The sequence below is a fragment of the Acidobacteriota bacterium genome (genome assembly GCA_009861545.1).
In the GTDB taxonomy this organism is placed as follows: Bacteria; Acidobacteriota; Vicinamibacteria; order Vicinamibacterales; family UBA8438; genus WTFV01.
The window spans coordinates 1-19,181 of the sequence record VXME01000104.1 but is presented as its reverse complement, the minus strand read 5'-3'; the positions used below and the strand labels follow the sequence as shown (position 1 = coordinate 19,181).

The following is a 19,181-nucleotide window of genomic DNA, read 5'->3' as shown; positions in this document are numbered from 1 at the left end:
GGGCCGGCCCGGCCCCCGTGCGGCCGGGCCGCGCGGCGCCCCCCGCCGGGGGCGGTTCGCGGTGGGGGGCGGGCCCCGGCGTGCGCGGCCGCGGTCTCCTCCGCCGAGGGCGGCACAACGGGTTCCGGCTCCGCCGACGGCGCCTCGGCGGCTTCCTCGACCGGTTCCGCAGGGGTTTCGGCGGCGTCGTCGGACACTTGCTCGTCAGGAACGTCGGCCGCTGCTTCCTCGACCGGGGCCGTTGCTTCCGCGGCCGCGACGACCTCGGCTTCCGTGCCGGCTGCGCCGGCGGTCTCGGCCGGGGCGGCCTCGGGCTCGTCCTCGACCGCGACGCTGACCAGAGGCGGCGACACGGCTTCCGACCGATCCCGGCGCGCCGCGGAGTAGACCAGCAGGCCGCTGCCGGCGAACAGCAGGACCCAGCCCCATTCCCACTGGATCGAGGCCATCACGGAGGCCGCGAGTCCCTCGTGCGGATTGCCGGTCAGCTCCGCCGGGGCGCCGCTGCGGGCCTGCGCAATCGTGTCCTGGACGCCCAGGAACGTCCAGAGAATCGCGGCGAGGCTGCCCAGGGCGGGAACCAGGACCTGCTTCCAGCGGCCGGTGACGGCCAGGGCTGCCGACAGGCCGGCCATGATGAGCAGGATGTAGCCGTCCCCGTAGCCGTCGCGAAAGTAGTCGATTCCGCCGATGAACGGAACCGACACCATAGGCGTGAACGTCCCGATGACGAGTATGAACGCCGCGGTGACGGCCAGCAGCATCCGGCCGACGCGCGTCTCGCCGGGCCGTTCGGTGAAGAAGAGCTGGATCGCCGTCCAGTAGAGGATGAGTACGACGGCCATCCAGCGGAGGAAACCGTAGTGCACGACGTCGTCGGGCTGGAACCTGGCCATGAGGTAGACCGGGTACAGCGCCACGACGTAGAACATCACGGCGTGGAGAATCCACATCACGACGCGTTGGAGCAGCGTGGGGGCGGCTTTGTCGGGCACTTCGGCGTTCCTCCCTGGAGCGGTAAGCATGCCCCGGCGACCGCACGGTGTCAAACGGTGCAGGGGGCCGGGCAGGTACAATCGGACGATGGCATGCCGCGCGGGTGATCCGGCGTTTCCCTTCCGGCTGACGGACGCGGCCGGGCGTGTTCACTCGCTCGAGTCCTGCCGCGGCGCGTGGCTGCTGCTGATGCTGCACCGGCATCTCCGCTGACTGCCGTGCCGGAGGCATCTGCTGCAGTTGCAGCAGGCGGAGCGGGAGATCGAGGCACTCGGCATCCGGGTGCTCGTCGTGACGTTCGAAGCACAGCGGGCCGCGCGCGCATACGTCGAGGAGACGGGGACGCGCTGGCCGGTGATCAGCGACGAGTCGCGTTCTCTCTACGAGGCGTACGGGATGGGCCGGGCGCGCTGGCGGCACCTGCTCGGACCGTCCGCGCTTCTCGCCTACGTCCGCGAGGCGGTGCGGGGACGTGTTCCGCGCTGGCCGTCCGCCGATCCGGTGCAGCAGGGAGGCGACGTGCTGATCGATCCGGCCGGCATCGTCCGGCTCGTGCACGTGGGCGCGGGTCCCGGGCATCGCCCGCCGGTCGAGCGCCTGCTGGCGGCACGGCGCGCGGCGGACCGGTGACGCGCCCGCGAGGACTCGCGCGGCACCCGCTTCACGGAGAGTAGGATCGCCGGTCGGCGTGCAGGAGCGTGCCCCAGGATTCGTCGAAGGGATGCACCTGCCGCACCGGAGCGTCGCCGCGGTAGAGCGGCCGATCCTCGTTCGCCCAGCGGAAGATCGACCCTTCCAGGTTGTACACCCCTGCCACGCCGCGCTCCCGGAGCTCGTCGACGAGGCGGGCCGACCGGTAGCCGACCGAGCAGTACGCCACGATCGTGGCGCCCGCCGGGGCGTCGTGCACCAGGGCTGCAACCTGATCGATGGAGGTCGCCCGCACGGCGCCCCGCAGATGGCTGACCGCGAACTCGCGCGGCTCGCGGACATCGATCAGCACGACGGTCTGCAGCGGGTTCCGCAGCAGTTCGTTCAGACCCGCGGTGTCGATGGACGGCACGTCGGGAAAGGTCTCGGTGATGCGTGCCTCCACCCCGGCCCAGGTGGGTCCGGTCGCCGGCCCCGCGCAGGCCGTCAGCGCCATCAGGGCGATGAGTACCGCGCCTGCCGCCGGTCGGTGGAGCCCGCGCGCGCGCGGTGTCGCCGCGGCCCTCGGCGACGTCACGAGCCGTCTCCGGCGATCGCACGGCGGACCGCGCGCTCGAAGAAGCGGGCGCCGACGTCGAGCACGCCTTCGTCCACGTCGAAACGGGGATGGTGGAGCGGAATGTAGCGGCCGTCGCCGCTGGCGCCGAAGCGGACGTAGCATCCCGGCGTGTCCTGCAGGAAATAGGAGAAGTCCTCCGCGCCCATGCTCGGGTGCTCCTGGACGACGAGGCCGTCGGCCGACACGACATCGCGCGCGGCGGCTGTCGCCACGGCGGTTTCGCGCCGCGTATTGACCACGGCCGGGCAGCTCTCGCCGAGCGTGACGTCTATCCGTGCCCGGTACAGCTCGCCGAGCGACCGTGCGGCCCGGTGCAGACCGTCGATGATCTCCTCGCGCGTGTCGGGCCGGGTGGTACGGATTATTCCCTCGAGAGCGGCGTGGCCGGCGATGATGTTCGCGGCGGTGCCCGCGTGAACCGAGCCGATGGTGATCACGGACGGCGAGACCGGGTTCACATGGCGCGAGACCAGCGACTGAATGGCGGTGATGAGGAATCCCGTGACGACTACGGCATCGATCGCTTCGTGCGGGCGTGCGCCGTGTCCGCTCTCGCCATGGACCGCGATGTTGAAGCGGTCCGAATGGGCGGTGATGGTCCCGTCGGCGACCATGATCTCGCCGACCCGGTGCTGGGTCGTGACGTGGCCGGCGAAGATCGCGTCGACGCCGTCGAGCGCGCCGGCCTCGACCATGACCTGCGCCCCGTTGCCCCGTTCCTCGGCGGGTTGGAACACGAACACGACCGAGCCGGGCGGCGGGTCGGCGGCCAGGCGCGCGGCCGCGCCGAGCACGATCGCCATGTGGACGTCGTGGCCGCAGGCGTGCATGCGGCCCGGTGCCGCCGAGGCGAACGGCAGGCCGGTCTCTTCGGTGCAGGGAAGTGCGTCCATCTCCGCGCGCAGGGCGATCCGCGGGCCGGCGCCCGGGCCCGCGAGACGTCCGACGACGCCTCCTCCCCGGCCGCCGTAGTCGTACGGGATGCCCAGGCGTTCGAGCTCGGCCATGACGGTTCGCGCCGTCTCGACCTCCTCGTACGCCAGCTCCGGGCGGCGATGGAACGTCCGGCGCAGCTCCCGCATGCGCTCGGCCGTCGCTTCCGTGCGGGCTGCCGTGGCGGCGCCGGTATCCGACATCATGCTCCTATTCTACGGGCGGTAGCGGATGCGCGGGTCAGGCTCCGAGAAGCCGCGGGAGCGACTCGGTCATGGTTCGCTCCGCCGCGGCCTGGGTATCGCCCAGCGCGATGACGTCGAGCTTGCCGAACGCGGCGAGCGGACCGACATTGTAGAAGACGAAACGGCCGGTTCCGCGCACGGGGTCGAAGGCGTCGTCGCCGACGAGTTGCAGCAGGTCGGCGAAGCGCGCGCCGGCCAGTCGGGACGCCGTCACGTACTGTGCGCGATACGCCGGGCGGGAGCCGCGACTGCGGGTCACCAGCCGATCGACGAGGTGCATCGGGGTGCTGGTGCCGCCCCAGCGGCCGTTGCATTCCGTGAACCGGACGACGAAGTCGCCCTCGAGGTCGCCGAGCAGGAGGTGGTCGAACGAGCACCGGCCCACGTAGCCCAGCGCCTGCAGCGCCTCGGCGACGCGGCGGGAGGCCCGCGCCAACGCGTCATCGACTGCTCTCGGCAGCGTGCTGGGACGGCTGCCGACGAAGACCTTGCGGTCGCCTTCCAGGATCTGCTCGTAGATCCCGTCCAGGCGCGGCGGGCGCGCGCCGTCGGGCGGAATCCACCACTGCGTCGACGGCGAGGCCGAGGCGGCCTCCCAGGCGACGGCCAGAACGACTTCGCCGGTCACCCATTCGGTACGCGCCAGGAACCGCGCCACCAACTGCTCGACCTCCTCCGCCGGCCGGTCCCGCAGAGCCGCGCTCGCGAAGACCTGGTTGCCCATCGCCGAGGCGCACCGGGTTCGCTTCAGACCCACGCAGGGGTACTTCGACGCCAGCGCGCGCAGGTTGGCGGCGATGGCGCGCGGCGTCGACCCCCGCCGGGTCTCCGGCGTCCAGCCCGGACCGAGGACGGCATTGACGAGCTCGTCGAAGAGGTCCTTGTCGTTCGCCAGCCACGTGACCGGCGGTGGCGGTCCGAGCACGGTGACCGTGGCTCCGGCTCGCTCGGCGATGCGCCGCGCGAGTCGCCAGACCGGCTCGATTGCCATGTAGGGGTGGATCACGAGCCGCCCGCTCCGGCACGCGAGCGCCGTCGCTCGTTCGAACGCCTCTCCGGTCATGCAGCCCTCGGCCACGGCCAGAGCCGACGAGGCCTCGCTTGCCCCAACCGCGATGCGGGTCACCGGGGCGAGGCGCAGGCGCTGCGTGCAGTAGTCGTCGTAGGCCGCCTCGGAGCCGGTCACCGCGGCGTACGCGTCGCCTGCCGCCGTCCGGAGTCTGGCGCGGTGCTGATACTCCTCCACGCCGGCGATGCCCGCGAGGAACGGAATGGCCGACACGTCCTCCAGATGCAGCGCCGGTGCGGGCGGGTCCTCGGGGCGCCAGCGGCGGTCCGCGTATGGGAGGACGCGGTCGGCGAGCTGGAGTCGCGCCGCCATCGGCCGCACCGCCTCCGCCGCCGTGTCGTCGCGAGGTGTCCGGTGCAATGCGGTCGGGCGCGAGTGCGGCCGCGGCAACTATCCCCGCCTGCTGCGCTCGTGGCGGAATACGGCAAAGGCGGCGTCGGCCCGGGAGGGATCGACCACGCCCTGGAAGACCGCGCCGTCCGTGATTACCAATCGCTCCGTGACGATCTCGCCCTCGACCGTCGCCCCGTCGGCGATCTCCACCCGGTCCGCGATCAGGCGCCCGGTGGCCCGCCCGAGCACGGTGATGTTGCTGGCGAGGATCTCGCCCGAGACCTGACCGCGCCGGCCGATGGCGACGTCGTGGTCGGGAACGAACACCTGCCCGTCGAACGAGCCCTCGATGATCAGATGCTCAGCGGCGGTGAGCTCGCCGGTTGCGGCGAGTCCCTGCCCGAGCGACGACACCCCTTCCGGAAGATCGAACTCCGGGAGGGAGCCCAGACTGTCGGCGTCGCCGCGACCGCCGTTCACCGGACGCGGGGTGTACATGGGAAACTGGAGCGGGAGACGGGGGTCGAACCCGCGACCTTCAGCTTGGGAAGCTGACACTCTACCACTGAGTTACTCCCGCTCGTGTGTGGCACGTTTTCATTCTAGCAGCCCGCGCCGCTAGCGCCCCGAAACGCCTCGCAGGCTCGGTGTTTCGGCCCATCCCCCCCGCTCCATGACTCTGCGCCACAGCACTTCGCTGCGCTGCGTTCTGCGGCGCAGACTCCTAGCCCGACAAGCCTCGCCTACGGCTCCGCTTGCCGCCCAACCGGGCCTGACTAGAAGTCTACGCCGTTCTACGGCGCAGACACCTAGCGCCGGACCATCGCGAGCACCTCGTCGCGCCGCCGCTCCATTTCGGCGCGGCTGGTCGCTTCCAGGTTGAGCCGGATGAGCGGCTCCGTGTTGGAGGGGCGGACGTTGAAGTGCCACGAGTCGTACTCGACCGAGACGCCGTCGAGTCGGTACACGTGCCCGTCGCGGTAGCGCTCCGCCAGGCTGTCCATCGTGGCCTTCACGGTGTCCATGTCCGGCATGCGCGTGTTGATCTCGCCGGAGATGAAGTAGGTCTCGCGGAGGGGCGCGAGCAGGTCGCCGAGGGTCCGGCCATGGACGGACATCAACTCCAGGAGGAGCAGCGCCGGAATGAAGCCGTTGTCGGCGAAGTAGTTGTCGCGGAAGTAGTAGTGCCCGGTGACCTCGCCGCCGAAGAGGGCATCCTCCTTGCGCATCCGCGCCTTGAAGAACGCATGGCCGACACGGTTCATCAGCGCGGTGCCCCCGTAGGTCGCCACGGTGTCCTTGACCGCGTGGCTGGCGCGCACGTCGTAGATGATCTTCGCGCCCGGCTGCTTGCGGAGAAACGCCTCGGCGAGCAGGGCCGTGATGAAGTCGCCCGCCACGAACCCGCCGTCGCCGTCGATGAAGAAGCAGCGATCCGCGTCGCCGTCCCAGGCGATGCCGGCGTCCGCGCCGTCGGACTTGACGCGCGCGATCAGGCCGCGCCGGTTCTCCTCGATCAGCGGGTTCGCCTCGTGGTGCGGGAACGTGCCGTCCACCTCGAAGCAGAGCCGGGTGGTGCGGCACGGCAGCCGATCGAACAGGTGGGGCGCCACGAGCCCGGCGATGCCGCTGCCGGCATCGAGCACGAGGTCGAAGGGGCGGACGGCGTCGACGTCGATGAACGAGAACACGTGCTCGAGATAGCCGGCGAGAATGTCGTCGGTGGTGCGCCTGCCGGACGATCGGGGCGCCGGCGGGATGCGGTCTCCGAGGACCATGTCGCGGATGTCGCCGATGCCGGCGTCACCGCTGAGCGGGAGCGCCTGCCGCCGCACCAGCTTCATCCCGATGTACTCCTTCGGGTTGTGCGATGCGGTGATCATCGCGCCGCCTTCGAGATCGTCCCGTGCGACGCCGTAGTAGAGCATGTCGGTCCCGATCAGACCGTAGTCGACCACGTCGGCCCCCTGCCGTAGCGCACCGTCGATGAACGCGCCGGCGATCTCGGGAGCGCTGGTCCGCATGTCGCGGCCGACCGCGATGCGGCCGGCACCGAGGTAGGCCACGAAGGCCCGCCCGATCCGCTGCGCCGCGTCGGCGGTGATCTCGGCGTCGTAGAGGCCGCGCACGTCATAGGCCTTGAAGATGTTCGGATCGATCGTGTGTGTCATGGCGTCGAAGAGCTCATTCGAAACGTGTATAGGGGGTCAGCGTCGAGTCGTCGCCCAGGACGAGGCCCGGGGCGATGCGGGCGTGCTCGCCGATGCGGCAGCGGCGGCCGACGATGGCGCCGTCCACCGCTGCGCCGGCGCCGATCACCGACTCCGGCCAGACGATGGTGTCGCGTACGCTGGCGGCCGACTCGATCACGCTGCCGCCGCCGAGGACCGCGTGGGGGCCAATCTCGGCGTCGGGATGCACGGTCGAGCCGGGGCCCACGAAGCAGGGGGCCAGCAGACGAGCAGTCGGCGCGATCGAGGCATCGCCGGCCACCGTGGGCTCGCCCGCGCCGGCCAGCGTCGCGCCGCGCGTCCGGCAGCGGGCGTCGAGAATGTCGCGGTGCGCTTGCCGATAGGCCGCCGGCGTCCCGATGTCCAGCCAGTATCCGTTTTCGATATACGCCGTGAACGCATCGCCGTGCTCGACCAGGGAGGGAAAGTACCCGCGTTCAATCGAGTACCGCGTGTTGGCCGGAATCCTGTCGAACGTGTCGGGCTCCAGTACGTAGATGCCGGCGTTGATCGTGTTGCACGTAATCTGCTCCGGATCGGGCTTCTCGAGGAACCGCGTGACATTGCCGTCGTCGTCCGTCTCCACCAGGCCGTACCGCGACGGGTCCTCGACCGGCGCCAGCACGATCGTCGCGCGGGCGCGTCGCGCCCGGTGGTGCTCGACGAGCGCGGCCAGGTCTATCTCCGTCAGCACGTCGCCGTTGAAGACGATGGTCGTGCCCTCGAGGTACGGCTCGACGAACTTGATGGCGCCTCCGGTGCCGAGCGGTTCCGGCTCGACGACGTAGCGGATGGGGAGGCCGGCGTCTTCGCCCCGTCCCACTACGGCCTGGATGTGCTGGGGATGATAGTTGAGGCTCAGAATCACCTCGTCGACGTCCGGCACCCGCTTCACGAGGTCGATCTGATGATAGAGAAACGGACGATCGAAGATGGGCACGATCGGCTTCGGTGTGTTGAGGGTGAGAGGCCGGAGGCGCGTGCCGAGTCCTCCGGCCAGCAGGACCGCTTTCATGACCTCGATCATAGCGTGTCGCCGCCAGCCGTCGGCCCGAGCCCGGCGCAGGCGGCGGCCGGAGTACAATGACCGCCGGGTCAAGCGGTAGAGCATCCATGAACCTGCCGAACACGCTTACGTTGGCCCGCATCTTCCTGGTTCCGTTGCTGGTCGTGGTGCTGCTGACCCGCTTCGAGGCCGAGTTGGTGTTCGGCGTCCCGCGCGAGATTCTCGGCGCCGCCATCTTCGGGATCGCGGCGTTGACGGATTGGCTGGACGGCTACCTCGCCCGCCGCCGCCGGCAGGTGACCCAGCTCGGGCAGCTCATGGACCCGCTCGCCGACAAGCTGCTGATTACGGCGGCGCTCGTGTCGCTGGTGCAGATGGGCATGGCGTCGGCGTGGATGGTGGCCGTCATCCTGGGCCGCGAGCTCGCCATCACGGTGTTCCGCAGCCTGACGTACGCGCGCGGCGTCACGATCCCGGCGTCTTCTCTCGGGAAGGTCAAGATGGTGACGCAGGTGGTGGCGATCCTGCTCCTGATACTCGGGAACCAGGTCTGGCTCTTCTGGGTGCTGGGACAGGTGGCGCTCTGGCTCGTGCTGGTCGCGTCGCTGTGGTCGGCGATCGATTACTACCGCCGGTTCGGCGGGATCCTGGTGCATTCGCGGGTCGCCCCTTCTTTCGAAGCCGCGGATCGCCGGCCCGAGGCCGTCGAGAAGAAGCGCGCCAAGGTCGGTTGAGTCGCTTCCGGCGCCGCTAGGGGCCGTCCAGATCCATGGATACCTTGAGTTCCTCGATTCGCAGGTTCGCGTCCACGAGAAACTCCGTCGCGGGGAATTCGGAGACGAGGCGTTCGAAGAGCGGGAGCGCCTCCGGGCCGCGACCCACGGTCGCCAGCGCGTCGGCGAGGTGGAAGTAGACGGCGTCCCGGCGCGTGTAGCCGGGATCCTCGTCGAGGATCTCGCGGAAGCGATCCATGGCGCCGGGGTAATAGCGGAGCCGATAGTAGAAGCGGCCCACCAGGTAGTTCGAATCGCTGAGGCGGTCGCGGGCCTCCCGCAGCCGCTCCCGCGCTTCCGCCAGGAGCTGCGGATCGGCGAACTCGGCGTACAGCTCGATGAAGGTCTCGAACTCCGTGATCGCCGAGCGGGTCTCGGACTGGTCCCGCTCCGGCCGCCGCATCTGGTTGAAATAGACCATGCCCACCTTGAACTGGGCCTCGGGCGCCAGCTCGTGGGTCGGCGGGTAGAGGCGCAGAAACTCTCGCAGTTCGCTCAGCGCCGAGAGGTAGGCGATGTCCGTGCCCTCTCCTTCATACGATTCGACGATGCCGAGCCGCGACCTGGCGCGCAGCGGACTCTGCGGGTAGTTGTCGCGAATCTGCGCGAAGTACTCGCGGGCCGTGGACCAGGCGCCCTCTTCCAGCGCCTGGCTTCCGCGCTCGAAGAGGATTCCGTCGGCGTCGGCCTCGGTCAGCGGAGGAAGATCCGCCTGCCGGCTCCCGCAGGCGCTCAACGCGACGGCGCAGGTCAGCAGGAGGCTGGCGGCCGGAAGTCCGCAACCGATCCTGCGGCCGAGCCGGCTCACGGGGTCACGGGAAGAGACGTAGCGAGCCATTGGTACTCCGCGTGAATGCCGTTTTCGAGGGTCACCCTGGGGACGAATTCGAGATCGACGCGGGCGCGGCCGGTATCGGCGAAGGTGTCGCGCATGTCACCCCTCTGCGGTGCGCTGCGCCGCACGTCGGGGGTGCGGCCGGTGCAACGCGCCATGACGTCGATGACCTGGTTCATCGAGACGCGCGAGCCGCCGCCCACGTTGTAGACGGAGCCGGGGACGCCTCGCGCGCCGGTCGCGACGGTGGCGGCGACGGCGTCCTCCACGAAGGTGAAGTCGCGCGTCTGCTCGCCGTCGCCGTAGAGGCTTATCGGCCGGTCCGCGAGCAGAGCGCTCAGGAAGCGGTGGAACGCCATGTCCGGCCGCTGTCTCGGCCCGTACACCGTGAAGTAGCGCAAGGCTACCGCCGGCACGCCGCAGTTCGCGTGATACAGCATGCAGAGGTGCTCGGCCGCCAGCTTGGTCACGCCGTACGGCGAGAGCGGCTGGGGGCGGGCGTCCTCGCGCATGGGGATGGCGACGTCGTCACCGTACACCGACGAGCTGGAGGCGTACACGAACCGCTCGATCGGGCGGTCGAGGCAGGCTTCCAGCAGCACCTGGGTAGCCTCGATGTTGCAGCCGGTGTAGAGGGAAAAATCCGAGCCCCAACTGCTGCGGACGCCGGCCTGCGCCGCGAGGTGGAACACGTGGGTGACCCCGTCGAGCAGCGCCGGCCAGGACGCGTCCTGGATGCGGGACTCCACGAACGTGAACCGCGCTCGCGCGCGCGGTGACGACACGTTCGTCTCCTTCACCGCACGCGGGTAGTAGTCGGTGAAGCAGTCGATGCCGACGACCTCGTGTCCCTGTTCGAGCAGCCGGTCGGACAAGTGGGAACCTACGAAGCCCGCGGCGCCGGTGACGAGCGCTCTCATGTCAGTATCGCCTGCAGGTCGGCAGGAACGCGGCGCAGCCTGCCGGACGGATCCGTGGCGGCGTGGACCGTGTGCCCGACCGCAAGCAGGTTCTGGTCGGCGTGCCGCCGGACCTCGTACTGGAAGGCCACGCGCGCACGCGATCGCATGGAGCCGGTGGTGACGACGTCGAGGTCGTCGTCGTAGCGGGCCGGGGCGCGGTAGCTGCACTGCGCTTCCACCACCGGGAGCAGCACGCCGTTCGCTTCCAGGTCCCGGTATCGTCCGCCGAGCGATCGCAACAACTCGCAACGGGCCACCTCGAACCAGACGAAGTAGTTCGCGTAGTAGGCGATTCCCATCTTGTCGGTTTCCGCGTAACGCACACGAATCTGACACGAGCTGGTCGGCACGGTCCGCTACGTGTTCTGCACGACCGCCGCCGTGCCCGCGAGCGCCCGGTCGCGGAGCTGCCCTACGGCGCCGGCCGGGTCGACGGTTCGAAAGATGGACGAGGCGGCGACCAGGATCTCCGCGCCGGCCCCTGCGAGCTCTTCGGCGTTCGCCGGGCCGATGCCGCCGTCGATCTCGATCGGGGCGCGATTCCCGGCTCGATCGAGCAGCTCGCGGACCTCGCGCACTCTCGACGTGCTGCCGGGGATGAACGCTTGACCCGCCGCGCCGGGATTCACCGACATCACGACAACGTAGTCCACGGCGTCGGCCACCGCGGCCAGCGCGCCGACGGGGGTGCCGGGATTCACCGCGACTCCGGCTGCCGCCCCCAGCGCGCGAATGGTCGAGAGCGTGCGGTGCACGTGCGGCGATGCCTCCAGGTGCACGGAGACCATCGCCGCTCCGGCCGCAACGAATGCCTCCACGTGCCGTTCCGGTTCGATGACCATGAGGTGCACGTCGAGCGGCACGGCCGCGGTGCGCTCGAGCGCCTGCACGACCGGCAGGCCGACGCTGATGCTCGGGACGAACCTGCCGTCCATGACGTCGACGTGCAGCAGGTCCGCGCCGCCGCGCTCCACGGCGCGCACCGCATCCCCGAGTGCGGCGAAGTCGGCGGCCAGAATCGACGGCGCGATCCGGACGTTCGCGACCGCCGTCAACGGCTCACCTCGAGCGAGATCGTGTCGCTCTGGGCGATCTGCAGTCCCGGTTCCGGCGCCTGTCTGAGCACGATGCCGGCCGCGACTCCGGGGTACGGATGTTCACTCACGACCGTCACGCGAAACCCTCGTGCGCGCAGGATGTCGGCGGCTCCGTCTGCGGTCACGCCGATCAGGTTGGGCATCACGTAGGTCCGGCCGCGTTCTCCACGGTTAACCAGCAGCGAGACGGCGTCGCCGTTGCCGGCGGGAGGCGGTTCCTGCGCCACGACGGAATCGGTCGGATAGCGGTTCGAGCGGATTTCCGAGACGCCTTCCAGCAGGAAGACGTTGTCGCTCAGGCGCTGTCGCGCCCCGGCCTCCGATTCCCCGATGAGCGCCGGAATCTGACCTCGGTTCGGACCCGAGCTCAGCCACAGCTTGACGCTGCGCCGGCGCCGGGTCGTGATTCCGGGGAACGGATCCTGCTGGGCGACGAGGCCCGGCTCGATCGCCTGGTGGATTCGCCGCAACGGCTCGATGCGCGTATGCAGTCCCGCCTCGGCGAGCACGCGGTTGGCTTCCTGCGGAGACAGGCCCCGCAGGTCTGGCGTCGAGACCTCTCTCGTCTTCAGCGCGAGTTGCATGCCGGCGAAGGCCGAGAGGCCGAAGGTCCCACCGAGCGCTCCGGTGAGCACGATGAACTTGCCGGCTTTCAACAAGCGTGCCTGGAGTCTCATCCGATCCTCCAGTTTAGAGGAGGTGCGGACGGCCGGACAAGGTCAGGCCGGCCGGCGCGCGAGGGCGGCGGCGAAGAAAGCCTCGATTCCGTGGCGAAACGGCAGGGTGCGCAAGTGTCCGTTGCCGTCCAGCACCCGATCCAGGGCGGGTACGGCGTGCGGTACGACGGGGACGAATTCCGGATGGCGGTCGAGGAAGCGGGCGACGACCTGCTCGTTCTCCTCCGGCTCGCTCGAGCACGTGGCGTAGATCAGACGCCCGCCCGGACGCACGGCCTCGGCGGCGCGCCCCAGCATCTCGACTTGCGTCGCGGCGAACGCCGCGAGGTCCCCGGGGGTCCGGCGCCAGCGGACGTCGGGGTCGCGCCGCAGGGCGCCGAGACCCGAGCAGGGAGCGTCGACCAGCACGCAGTCGAAGACCGGCCGGAGAGGCAGGGGCGCCGTCGCGTCGAGCCGCACGATCGCGACGCGCGGCGACCCGGCGCGCGCCAGCAGATCGGCGAGCAGCGCCACCCGCCGGGGTCTCAGATCCGAAGCGACGACGAAGCCGGCGGGGCCGGCGCACCCGGCCAGACCGACCGTCTTGCCGCCCGGGGCCGCGCAGAGGTCGAGGACGCGCTCGCCCGGCGCGGGCCCGGCGAGCTCGACGACGAGTTGCGAGGCCTCTTCCTGCACCACGAAGCGACCCGCGGCGGCTGCCGGCGACGCCAGCGCGTCGCCCTCCGTCGCCACGAGTCCGTGCGGCGCGAGCCGCGTCTCGACGCTGCGGACGCCGCAGGCGTCGAGGGCGTCCCGCAACTCCGCCGCGGTGTTCCGGGCGGTGTTCGCGCGCAGCGTGACCGGCGCGGGACGGTTGTTGAACTGCGCCCACGCCTCGGCCGCCTGCAGGCCGTGACGGTCGAGCCAGCGCTCTACCAGCCATCGCGGGTGGGAGAGCGTGATGGCCAGATAGTCGAGGGCCGCGCGCCTGGCCGGGCCGTCGCCCGCGCCGGTTGCGTCGGCTCGCGGCGCCGGGGGCAGCGTGAACGGCCGCCGGTGGTCGGCAAGGGTCCTGAGTACGGCGTTCACGAAGCCGGCGGCCCGCCGCGCGCCGGACACGCGCGCCAGCTCCACGGCGTCGGCGACCACGGCGTGGGCGGGCACACGGTCGAGATGCAGCAACTGGTACGCGCCAGCCCGCAGCAGGTCGAGCGCGACCGGTGAGATTGCCGGCAGCGGCCGTGACGCCGCCTGCTCGAGGAGATGATCTAACGCGGCCCGCCGGCGCTGCACGCCGATGGCGATCTCGCCCACGAGCGCGCGGTCGCGCGGGTCCGCCAGCCGCCGGCGCGACCGATCGAGGGCCGTCGCCAGATCGCTGCGTCCCGTGTGGACGGTGCGCAGGACGCCGTGTGCTGCCCGCCGGGCCGGCGCGGTCACGCGGAAACGGTATCGAATCGCCGGCCGGGCGACCAGCGGCGGCCCACCAGAAAGGCCCGGGCGCCGATCCGGCGCCGCCCCTCGGGCTGAATCTCCAGGATGGCGAGGGCGCCGCCGTGACCGGTGGCGACCAGCAGCCGGTCGCCGGACGCTTCCACCAGGGTCCCCGGCTCCGGGGCGTCCGGACCCGAGAGTGCGGCGACGGCGGTCCGGTGAATGAGATACCGGGCGCCGTCGAGCACGGCGGAGGCGTGCGGCCAGGGATGCAGGCCGCGCACCCGGTCGTGGATCGCGACTGCCGGGGCGCGCCAGTCGATTCTGCCGTCCTCGCGCGACAGCCGCGGCGCGAGCGTGGCCGCCGCGTGGTCCTGCGCGCGCTCGGTGGCCGTGCCGGCTTCGAGTGCGCCGATGACCTCCAGCACGAGATCCGCGCCCAGGCGGGCCAGGTCGGCCTCGACGACGTCGCTGGTCTCGTCCGGCGCGATGGGGCGCGTCCGCCGGGCGAATGTCGGGCCGGCGTCCATCTCGCGCACCAGCCGCATGATCGTGACCCCCGTCTCGGTCTCGCCGGCGATGATCGCGCGTTGCACCGGAGCGGCCCCGCGGTACTTCGGCAGCAGCGAGGGATGGATGTTGATGGTTCGGAGCCGGGGCGCCGCGAGCACGGCGTCGGGCAGCATCCGGCCGTAGGCGGCGACGACGGCCAGGTCCGGTTCGAGCGCGGACAGCGTCGCGAAGAACGCGCCGTCCCCCAGCCGCTCGGGTTGGAGGACGCGCGCGCCCCGCGCCGTCGCGGTCCGCTTGACCGGCGATTCGGAAACCCGTTGCCCGCGTCCCCGCCCGCGGTCCGGCTGCGTGACGACGGCGGCAACGCGATGCGGGGAATCGAGCAGCCGGGTCAGCGCGGGTACGGCGAAGTCCGGCGTGCCGTAGAAGACGACGTTCACCACTTGCCGCTGCGGCGCAGCTTGTTGAGCTTGCGAAGCATCATCTCGCGGCGGATGCCGCGCAGGCGATCCAGGAACAGGGACCCGTCCAGGTGGTCCATTTCGTGGTCGAAGGCGCGCGCCAGAATTCCCGTTGCCTCTACCTCGCGCGATGCCCCGTCGCGATCCAGGCCGCGCATCACGGCGCGCGAGGGCCGCGGCACGGCGGCGTTGAAGCCGGGAACGCTCAGGCAACCCTCGTCTTCTCGCTGCAGACCGTCGCGTTCGACGAACGTGGGGTTCACCATGACGACGAGCGCCCCGGACTCGTGTCCGGAGGAAGGATCGGCGACGAAGACTCGCAGGGGCACGCCTATCTGCGGGGCCGCCAGGCCGACGCCGGACGCGGCGTACATGGTGTCGATCATGTCGTCGATGAGGCTGTCGACCAGCGGGGTGATAGCGTCGACGTCGATGGCGGGCCGGTGCAGCACGTCGTCGCCGTAGCGCAGGATCGGACGAATCATCCACCCGATTGTAGTGCGGAAACTGCGATCTCGTGACCTCCGGGGGTGCGTGCGGGCCGACCCCGCGGGGGTTCGGACGGTTGGCGCGCCGTTTGCTTTGAATCCGGTCTCGTGGCAGTGAGCACGGCATGGCGCGACGTGCGGCGCGCGGCGGGAGCTCTCACCGGAGTCGCGCGCCTGATGGGCGACAGCGCGGTGATGGTCGCGCTGCGGGAGGAAGTGAGGAGGGCCGCGGCGGCGCCGTTTCCGGTGCTGATCGAAGGAGAGAGCGGTACCGGCAAGGAGCTCGTGGCGCGCGCCCTGCACGAGGAGGGGCCGCGCCGGGACGAGACGTTCGCCGCGGTCAACTGCGCGACGTTCAGCGACGATCTCATCGAGACGGAGCTCTTCGGGCACGCCAAGGGGGCCTTCACCGGAGCCGTGCAGTCGCGGCGCGGGCTGCTGGAGGCCTCGTCGGGCGGCACCGTGTTTCTGGATGAGGTCGGGGAGTTGTCGCCGCGGGCGCAGGCGAAGCTGCTGCGGACGCTGCAGGACGGCGAGATCCGGAAGGTCGGCGAGAACGTGACCCGTCGACTCGACCTGCGGGTCGTGGCGGCCACCAACCGCACCCTGGCAGGGGATCCGGCCGAGGGGCGGTTCCGGCGCGATCTCCTGTACCGCCTCGATGTCGTGCACCTGCAGGTGCCGCCTCTTCGGGACCGCGGCAGCGACGTCGCGAAGCTCGCCGTGCACTACTGGGACCGCACCCTGATGCAGACCCGCGGACGGGCCCGGCTCGCCCGCGAGACGATGACCGCGCTGGCCGCCCACGAGTGGCCCGGCAACGTGCGGGAGCTTCAGAACGTGCTGGCCGCCCTTGCCGTCGCCGCCCCACCGCACGGCGAGGTCGGGCCGGACCTGCTGCCGGCCGCGATCCGCCGAGCGTCTCAGGAAGAGCGTCCGACGCTCGCCGAGGCGCGCCGCGCCTTCGACAGGAGGTTCGTGGACGAGGCGCTCGTGCGCGCCGGCGGCAGGAGGAGCCTGGCCGCGCGGCAACTCGGAATATCGCGGCAGGGTCTCGCGAAGCTGGTCGTCCGTCTCGGGCTGGAGCCGCCGACCCGCTGACCGCGGGCCGCGCCGCTCGTGAGGCGCGGGTCCGCCGGGACCACGGGCCACGCGCCGCCGCCGCTTGCCGTCACCGCCGGTCCGGCGGCAGCGCGAACACGTAGAGCGCGTTCGACCGGTCGCCCCCGACCGGCACCGCCAGGTACTGCCGGCCGCCCGCCGCGTAGGTGATCGGGAATCCCTGCGCCGAGCCCGGCAGCCGCACGTGGAACAGCATGTCGCCGTTCGTCACGTCGTGGACGAACAGGTTGCGGTCGGTGTCGGCGCTAACCACCAGGCCGCCGCCGGTCGTCAATGCGGCCGCGCCGGGTCGCGTCGGCATCGAGTGACGCCACAGGACGTCTCCGCTGTCGATGTCCATCGCGATCAGGTGGCCGCGATAGGGCTCGCTGTCCGGATGCACCGTGCTCCCGCGCGAGAGCCAGCCGGTATTGGCGTAGTACCGCGCGCCCGGAATCCGCTCGATCTCGGTGAACACGCCGCTGACGCAGGTGGGATGAATCGGGATGTACAGCGCCCGGGTCTCCGGATGGTAGGCCGACGCCCGCCAGTTGCGGATGCCGCCGAAGTCGGGGCAGAACGCGATCTCCACGCCGGCTTCCGGAATCATCTCGGGCTTGTAGGTCACTCGTCCCGTGCGGTGGTCGATGTCCAGCACGTCCTGGTAGCCGAGGTCGTGCGCCGCCACGAAGCGCCCGGTGTCCCGGTCGATCTCCCAGAGGATGCCGAGCTTGCCCATCTTGAAGAGGGAGCGCCGCCCCCGGTGATCGATGAGGACGCTCTCGAACACGTCGTCGAGGTCGTGCGTCTCGCCCGGGGTGAACTGGTAGTACCACGACAGCTCGCCGGTATCGGCGTCGAGGGCCAGGACGCTGTTGCTGTACAGCGCGTCGCCGTCGGTCCCGCGGGTCACGCTGGCCCAGGGCTTGGCCTGCGATGTCGACCAGAAGGTCAGGTTGGTCTCGGGATCGTAGCTGCCCGGAATCCACGAATCGGCCCCGGCGCGGTACAGCAGCGGCAGGTCGCCCCACGAGTCGCCCCCCGGGTCGCCGGGGCGGGCGATGGTAGAGGTCCGCCACAACTCCTCCCCGGTCTCGGCGTCGTGGGCGGAGATGAAGCAGACGTCCTCCTTGAAGCGCTCGCAGCCGGTCATGCCGGCCACGACCCGGCCGTTGGCGACGATCGGCCCGCTCGTGTAGCGGTAGCCGAGCGCGTTGTCGGCGACCTCGTGGTCCCACGCCACCTCGCCCGTGCCGCGGTCGAGCGCGACGATGTGGGCGTCCGCCGTGTTCAGGTAGACCTTGTCGCCGTAGACGGCGATCGAGCGGCTCCGCGGCGCGAGCACCGACTCGACCATGGCATCCAGATCGCGCCGGTACTCCCAGAGGCGGTCCCCGGTCACCGCGTCGAGCGCCTGGACCACGTTGCCGGGGTTGGCGAGGTACATCACCCCTTCGTGCACCAGCGGGGTGGGCTGGTTGGCGCCGGTGTTCATCTGCCAGCCCCAGACGAGCTGCAGGCGGTGGACGTTCTCGCGGTCGATCTGATCCAGCGGGCTGTAGCCCCAGCCGTCGAGGGTCCGCCGCCAGTTCAGCCAGTCGGCCGGGTCGGGGTTCTGGAGCATGGCGTCCGTGACGGGCGTGACTTCGCGCTCCTGGGCGGCTGCTCCGGAGATGCCTGCAACCGCGATCAGGACAACCGCGGCCAGAAGTCGACGCCAGGGTGCGCGCAGCATGATGGGCTCCTTCACGATGTGAGACGAGTGGATTCATTATCATTCGAAACCGGTTCGTCGCTCGTGAATTCGTGCCGGCCGCGCGGACATCGTGAGGGGGAGGAACGGAGTGGGCAAGGAGATCTCGCGTCGTCGGTTCGTGACCGCGGCATCTGCTTCGGCCGCCTCGCTGATGATCGTGCCGCGCCACGTTCTGGGCGGCTCCGGCACACAGGCGCCGAGCGATACGCTCAACATTGCGGGGATCGGCGTCGGTGGACGAGGACGCGCCGACATCCGGGGCTGCAGCAGCGAGAACATCGCGGCGCTGTGCGACGCCGACCTGGGCTTCGCCGCACGCACGTTCCGCGAGTTTCCCGGCGCCCGTGTCTACCAGGACTACCGGCAGATGCTGGATCGCGAGCCGGACCTCGACGCCGTGGTGATCGCGACGCCGGACCACACGCACGCCGTCATCGCGATGGAGGCGATGCGGCGCGGCAAGCACGTCTTCTGCGAGAAGCCGCTGACGCGCACGGTGGCCGAGGCGCGCGCGCTGGCGACGGCGGCGCGCGGGCATGGCGTGGCGACCCAGATGGGGAACCAGGGTCACGCGGGGGAGGGGACCCGCCAGATCCGCGAGTGGCTGGAGGCGGGCGTCATCGGCACCGTGCGCGAGGTGCACTACTGGACCAACCGGCCGATCTGGCCGCAGGCGATCGAACGGCCGACCGAGGCGCACCACGCGCCGCCCGGTCTCGACTGGGATCTCTTCCTGGGTCCGGCGCCTCACCGGCCGTACCATCCGGCGTACCACCCGTTCCGCTGGCGCGGCTGGTGGGACTACGGGACCGGGGCGTTGGGCGACATCGCCTGCCACGCGATGGACGCCGCGTTCTGGGCGCTGGAGCTCGGCCAACCCACCCGCATCGAGGCGGAGACGACGTCGCTCTTCGCCGAGACCGCCCCCGCCGCGTCGCGCATCGTCTACGAGTTTCCGGCGCGCGGCGCGCGGCCGCCGATCCGGTGCGTCTGGCGCGACGGCAGCCTCGCCCCGTCCCGCC

Annotated in this window: 20 protein-coding genes and 1 tRNA gene; 4 read left to right on the top strand and 17 right to left on the bottom strand. The window is 70.9% G+C overall.

The window, feature by feature from the left end; all coding sequences use genetic code 11:
• On the bottom strand, positions 1 to 995 hold a 995-nt coding region (locus F4X11_17085), incomplete at its 3' end, for a hypothetical protein (GenBank protein ID MYN66718.1).
• Positions 996 to 1,209: 214 nt separating this feature from the next.
• Between F4X11_17085 and F4X11_17080 the strand changes: the two genes are divergently transcribed.
• On the top strand, positions 1,210 to 1,626 hold the full coding sequence (locus F4X11_17080) for a redoxin domain-containing protein (GenBank protein ID MYN66717.1): 417 nt from the start codon (positions 1,210 to 1,212) through the stop codon (positions 1,624 to 1,626).
• 31 nt (positions 1,627 to 1,657) lie between these two features.
• Here F4X11_17080 and F4X11_17075 read toward each other — a convergent pair whose 3' ends face one another.
• From F4X11_17075 to F4X11_17045, 7 genes are all read right to left on the bottom strand, one after another.
• Positions 1,658 to 2,224, bottom strand: a complete 567-nt coding sequence (locus tag F4X11_17075) for a rhodanese-like domain-containing protein (GenBank protein MYN66716.1) — start codon at positions 2,222 to 2,224, stop codon at positions 1,658 to 1,660.
• A complete protein-coding gene (locus F4X11_17070; protein MYN66715.1) occupies positions 2,221 to 3,402 on the bottom strand; it encodes an amidohydrolase in 1,182 nt (393 codons plus the stop codon). Before F4X11_17070 ends, F4X11_17075 begins: the two co-directional genes overlap by 4 nt.
• Before the next feature lie 37 nt (positions 3,403 to 3,439).
• Positions 3,440 to 4,825, bottom strand: a complete 1,386-nt coding sequence (locus tag F4X11_17065) for a hypothetical protein (protein MYN66714.1) — start codon at positions 4,823 to 4,825, stop codon at positions 3,440 to 3,442.
• 78 nt (positions 4,826 to 4,903) lie between these two features.
• Complete coding sequence (locus tag F4X11_17060; GenBank protein MYN66713.1) at positions 4,904 to 5,344, bottom strand: polymer-forming cytoskeletal protein; 441 nt, start codon at positions 5,342 to 5,344, stop codon at positions 4,904 to 4,906.
• Between the two features lie 7 nt (positions 5,345 to 5,351).
• Positions 5,352 to 5,426: transfer RNA gene (locus tag F4X11_17055), tRNA-Gly, on the bottom strand.
• A gap of 229 nt (positions 5,427 to 5,655) precedes the next feature.
• Entirely contained in the window at positions 5,656 to 7,017 is a 1,362-nt protein-coding gene (locus tag F4X11_17050; protein ID MYN66712.1) for a phosphomannomutase/phosphoglucomutase, read from the bottom strand.
• A gap of 13 nt (positions 7,018 to 7,030) precedes the next feature.
• Positions 7,031 to 8,188, bottom strand: coding sequence for an NDP-sugar synthase (locus F4X11_17045; GenBank protein ID MYN66711.1), 1,158 nt, complete (start codon positions 8,186 to 8,188; stop codon positions 7,031 to 7,033).
• A 2-nt stretch (positions 8,189 to 8,190) separates the two neighbouring features.
• Between F4X11_17045 and pgsA the strand changes: the two genes are divergently transcribed.
• Positions 8,191 to 8,817 carry a CDP-diacylglycerol--glycerol-3-phosphate 3-phosphatidyltransferase gene (pgsA, locus tag F4X11_17040; protein MYN66710.1) on the top strand — a complete coding sequence of 209 codons (627 nt, stop codon included), beginning with the start codon at positions 8,191 to 8,193 and terminating at the stop codon, positions 8,815 to 8,817.
• 16 nt (positions 8,818 to 8,833) lie between these two features.
• Here pgsA and bamD read toward each other — a convergent pair whose 3' ends face one another.
• The 8 genes from bamD to def are packed head-to-tail and all read right to left on the bottom strand — an operon-like array spanning position 8,834 to position 15,299.
• Positions 8,834 to 9,694 (bottom strand): outer membrane protein assembly factor BamD, encoded by an 861-nt coding sequence (gene bamD, locus F4X11_17035; GenBank protein ID MYN66709.1) that lies wholly within the window; start codon positions 9,692 to 9,694, stop codon positions 8,834 to 8,836.
• Positions 9,661 to 10,611, bottom strand: coding sequence for an NAD-dependent epimerase/dehydratase family protein (locus F4X11_17030; GenBank protein ID MYN66708.1), 951 nt, complete (start codon positions 10,609 to 10,611; stop codon positions 9,661 to 9,663). The genes bamD and F4X11_17030 overlap by 34 nt, the downstream gene beginning before the upstream one ends.
• Positions 10,608 to 10,952: an acyl-CoA thioesterase gene (locus tag F4X11_17025; protein ID MYN66707.1), complete on the bottom strand. Its 345-nt coding sequence runs from the start codon at positions 10,950 to 10,952 to the stop codon at positions 10,608 to 10,610. The genes F4X11_17030 and F4X11_17025 overlap by 4 nt, the downstream gene beginning before the upstream one ends.
• Positions 10,953 to 11,009: 57 nt before the next feature.
• Entirely contained in the window at positions 11,010 to 11,708 is a 699-nt protein-coding gene (gene rpe / locus F4X11_17020; protein MYN66706.1) for a ribulose-phosphate 3-epimerase, read from the bottom strand.
• Positions 11,705 to 12,427, bottom strand: a complete 723-nt coding sequence (locus F4X11_17015) for a PASTA domain-containing protein (GenBank protein MYN66705.1) — start codon at positions 12,425 to 12,427, stop codon at positions 11,705 to 11,707. Before F4X11_17015 ends, rpe begins: the two co-directional genes overlap by 4 nt.
• A gap of 42 nt (positions 12,428 to 12,469) precedes the next feature.
• Entirely contained in the window at positions 12,470 to 13,882 is a 1,413-nt protein-coding gene (gene rsmB / locus F4X11_17010; GenBank protein ID MYN66704.1) for a 16S rRNA (cytosine(967)-C(5))-methyltransferase RsmB, read from the bottom strand.
• Positions 13,843 to 14,796, bottom strand: a complete 954-nt coding sequence (locus F4X11_17005) for a methionyl-tRNA formyltransferase (GenBank protein MYN66703.1) — start codon at positions 14,794 to 14,796, stop codon at positions 13,843 to 13,845. Before F4X11_17005 ends, rsmB begins: the two co-directional genes overlap by 40 nt.
• Complete coding sequence (gene def, locus F4X11_17000; GenBank protein MYN66702.1) at positions 14,790 to 15,299, bottom strand: peptide deformylase; 510 nt, start codon at positions 15,297 to 15,299, stop codon at positions 14,790 to 14,792. Before def ends, F4X11_17005 begins: the two co-directional genes overlap by 7 nt.
• Before the next feature lie 111 nt (positions 15,300 to 15,410).
• Here def and F4X11_16995 point away from each other — a divergent pair, with 111 nt between their 5' ends.
• Entirely contained in the window at positions 15,411 to 16,403 is a 993-nt protein-coding gene (locus tag F4X11_16995) for an AAA domain-containing protein (protein MYN66701.1), read from the top strand.
• Positions 16,404 to 16,473: 70 nt separating this feature from the next.
• On the opposite strand, the gene F4X11_16990 is transcribed toward F4X11_16995, so the two are convergent.
• Positions 16,474 to 18,138: a PQQ-binding-like beta-propeller repeat protein gene (locus F4X11_16990; protein MYN66700.1), complete on the bottom strand. Its 1,665-nt coding sequence runs from the start codon at positions 18,136 to 18,138 to the stop codon at positions 16,474 to 16,476.
• Positions 18,139 to 18,310: 172 nt separating this feature from the next.
• On the opposite strand from F4X11_16990, the gene F4X11_16985 reads away from it, so the two are divergent.
• A partial coding sequence (locus F4X11_16985) for a Gfo/Idh/MocA family oxidoreductase (GenBank protein ID MYN66699.1) occupies positions 18,311 to 19,181 on the top strand: 871 nt, incomplete at its 3' end.

Excerpts from the sequence above, each read along its gene's own strand:
- F4X11_17070 (MYN66715.1), bottom strand. The coding sequence starts at position 3,402 with ATGTCGGATACCGGCGCCGCCACGGCAGCCCGCACGGAAGCGACGGCC.
- F4X11_17065 (MYN66714.1), bottom strand. The coding sequence starts at position 4,825 with ATGGCGGCGCGACTCCAGCTCGCCGACCGCGTCCTCCCATACGCGGAC.
- F4X11_17060 (MYN66713.1), bottom strand. The coding sequence starts at position 5,344 with ATGTACACCCCGCGTCCGGTGAACGGCGGTCGCGGCGACGCCGACAGT.
- F4X11_17050 (MYN66712.1), bottom strand. The coding sequence starts at position 7,017 with ATGACACACACGATCGATCCGAACATCTTCAAGGCCTATGACGTGCGC.
- F4X11_17045 (MYN66711.1), bottom strand. The coding sequence starts at position 8,188 with ATGCTCTACCGCTTGACCCGGCGGTCATTGTACTCCGGCCGCCGCCTG.
- pgsA (MYN66710.1), top strand. The coding sequence starts at position 8,191 with ATGAACCTGCCGAACACGCTTACGTTGGCCCGCATCTTCCTGGTTCCG.
- bamD (MYN66709.1), bottom strand. The coding sequence starts at position 9,694 with ATGGCTCGCTACGTCTCTTCCCGTGACCCCGTGAGCCGGCTCGGCCGC.
- F4X11_17030 (MYN66708.1), bottom strand. The coding sequence starts at position 10,611 with ATGAGAGCGCTCGTCACCGGCGCCGCGGGCTTCGTAGGTTCCCACTTG.
- F4X11_17025 (MYN66707.1), bottom strand. The coding sequence starts at position 10,952 with ATGGGAATCGCCTACTACGCGAACTACTTCGTCTGGTTCGAGGTGGCC.
- F4X11_17015 (MYN66705.1), bottom strand. The coding sequence starts at position 12,427 with ATGAGACTCCAGGCACGCTTGTTGAAAGCCGGCAAGTTCATCGTGCTC.
- def (MYN66702.1), bottom strand. The coding sequence starts at position 15,299 with ATGATTCGTCCGATCCTGCGCTACGGCGACGACGTGCTGCACCGGCCC.
- F4X11_16990 (MYN66700.1), bottom strand. The coding sequence starts at position 18,138 with ATGCTGCGCGCACCCTGGCGTCGACTTCTGGCCGCGGTTGTCCTGATC.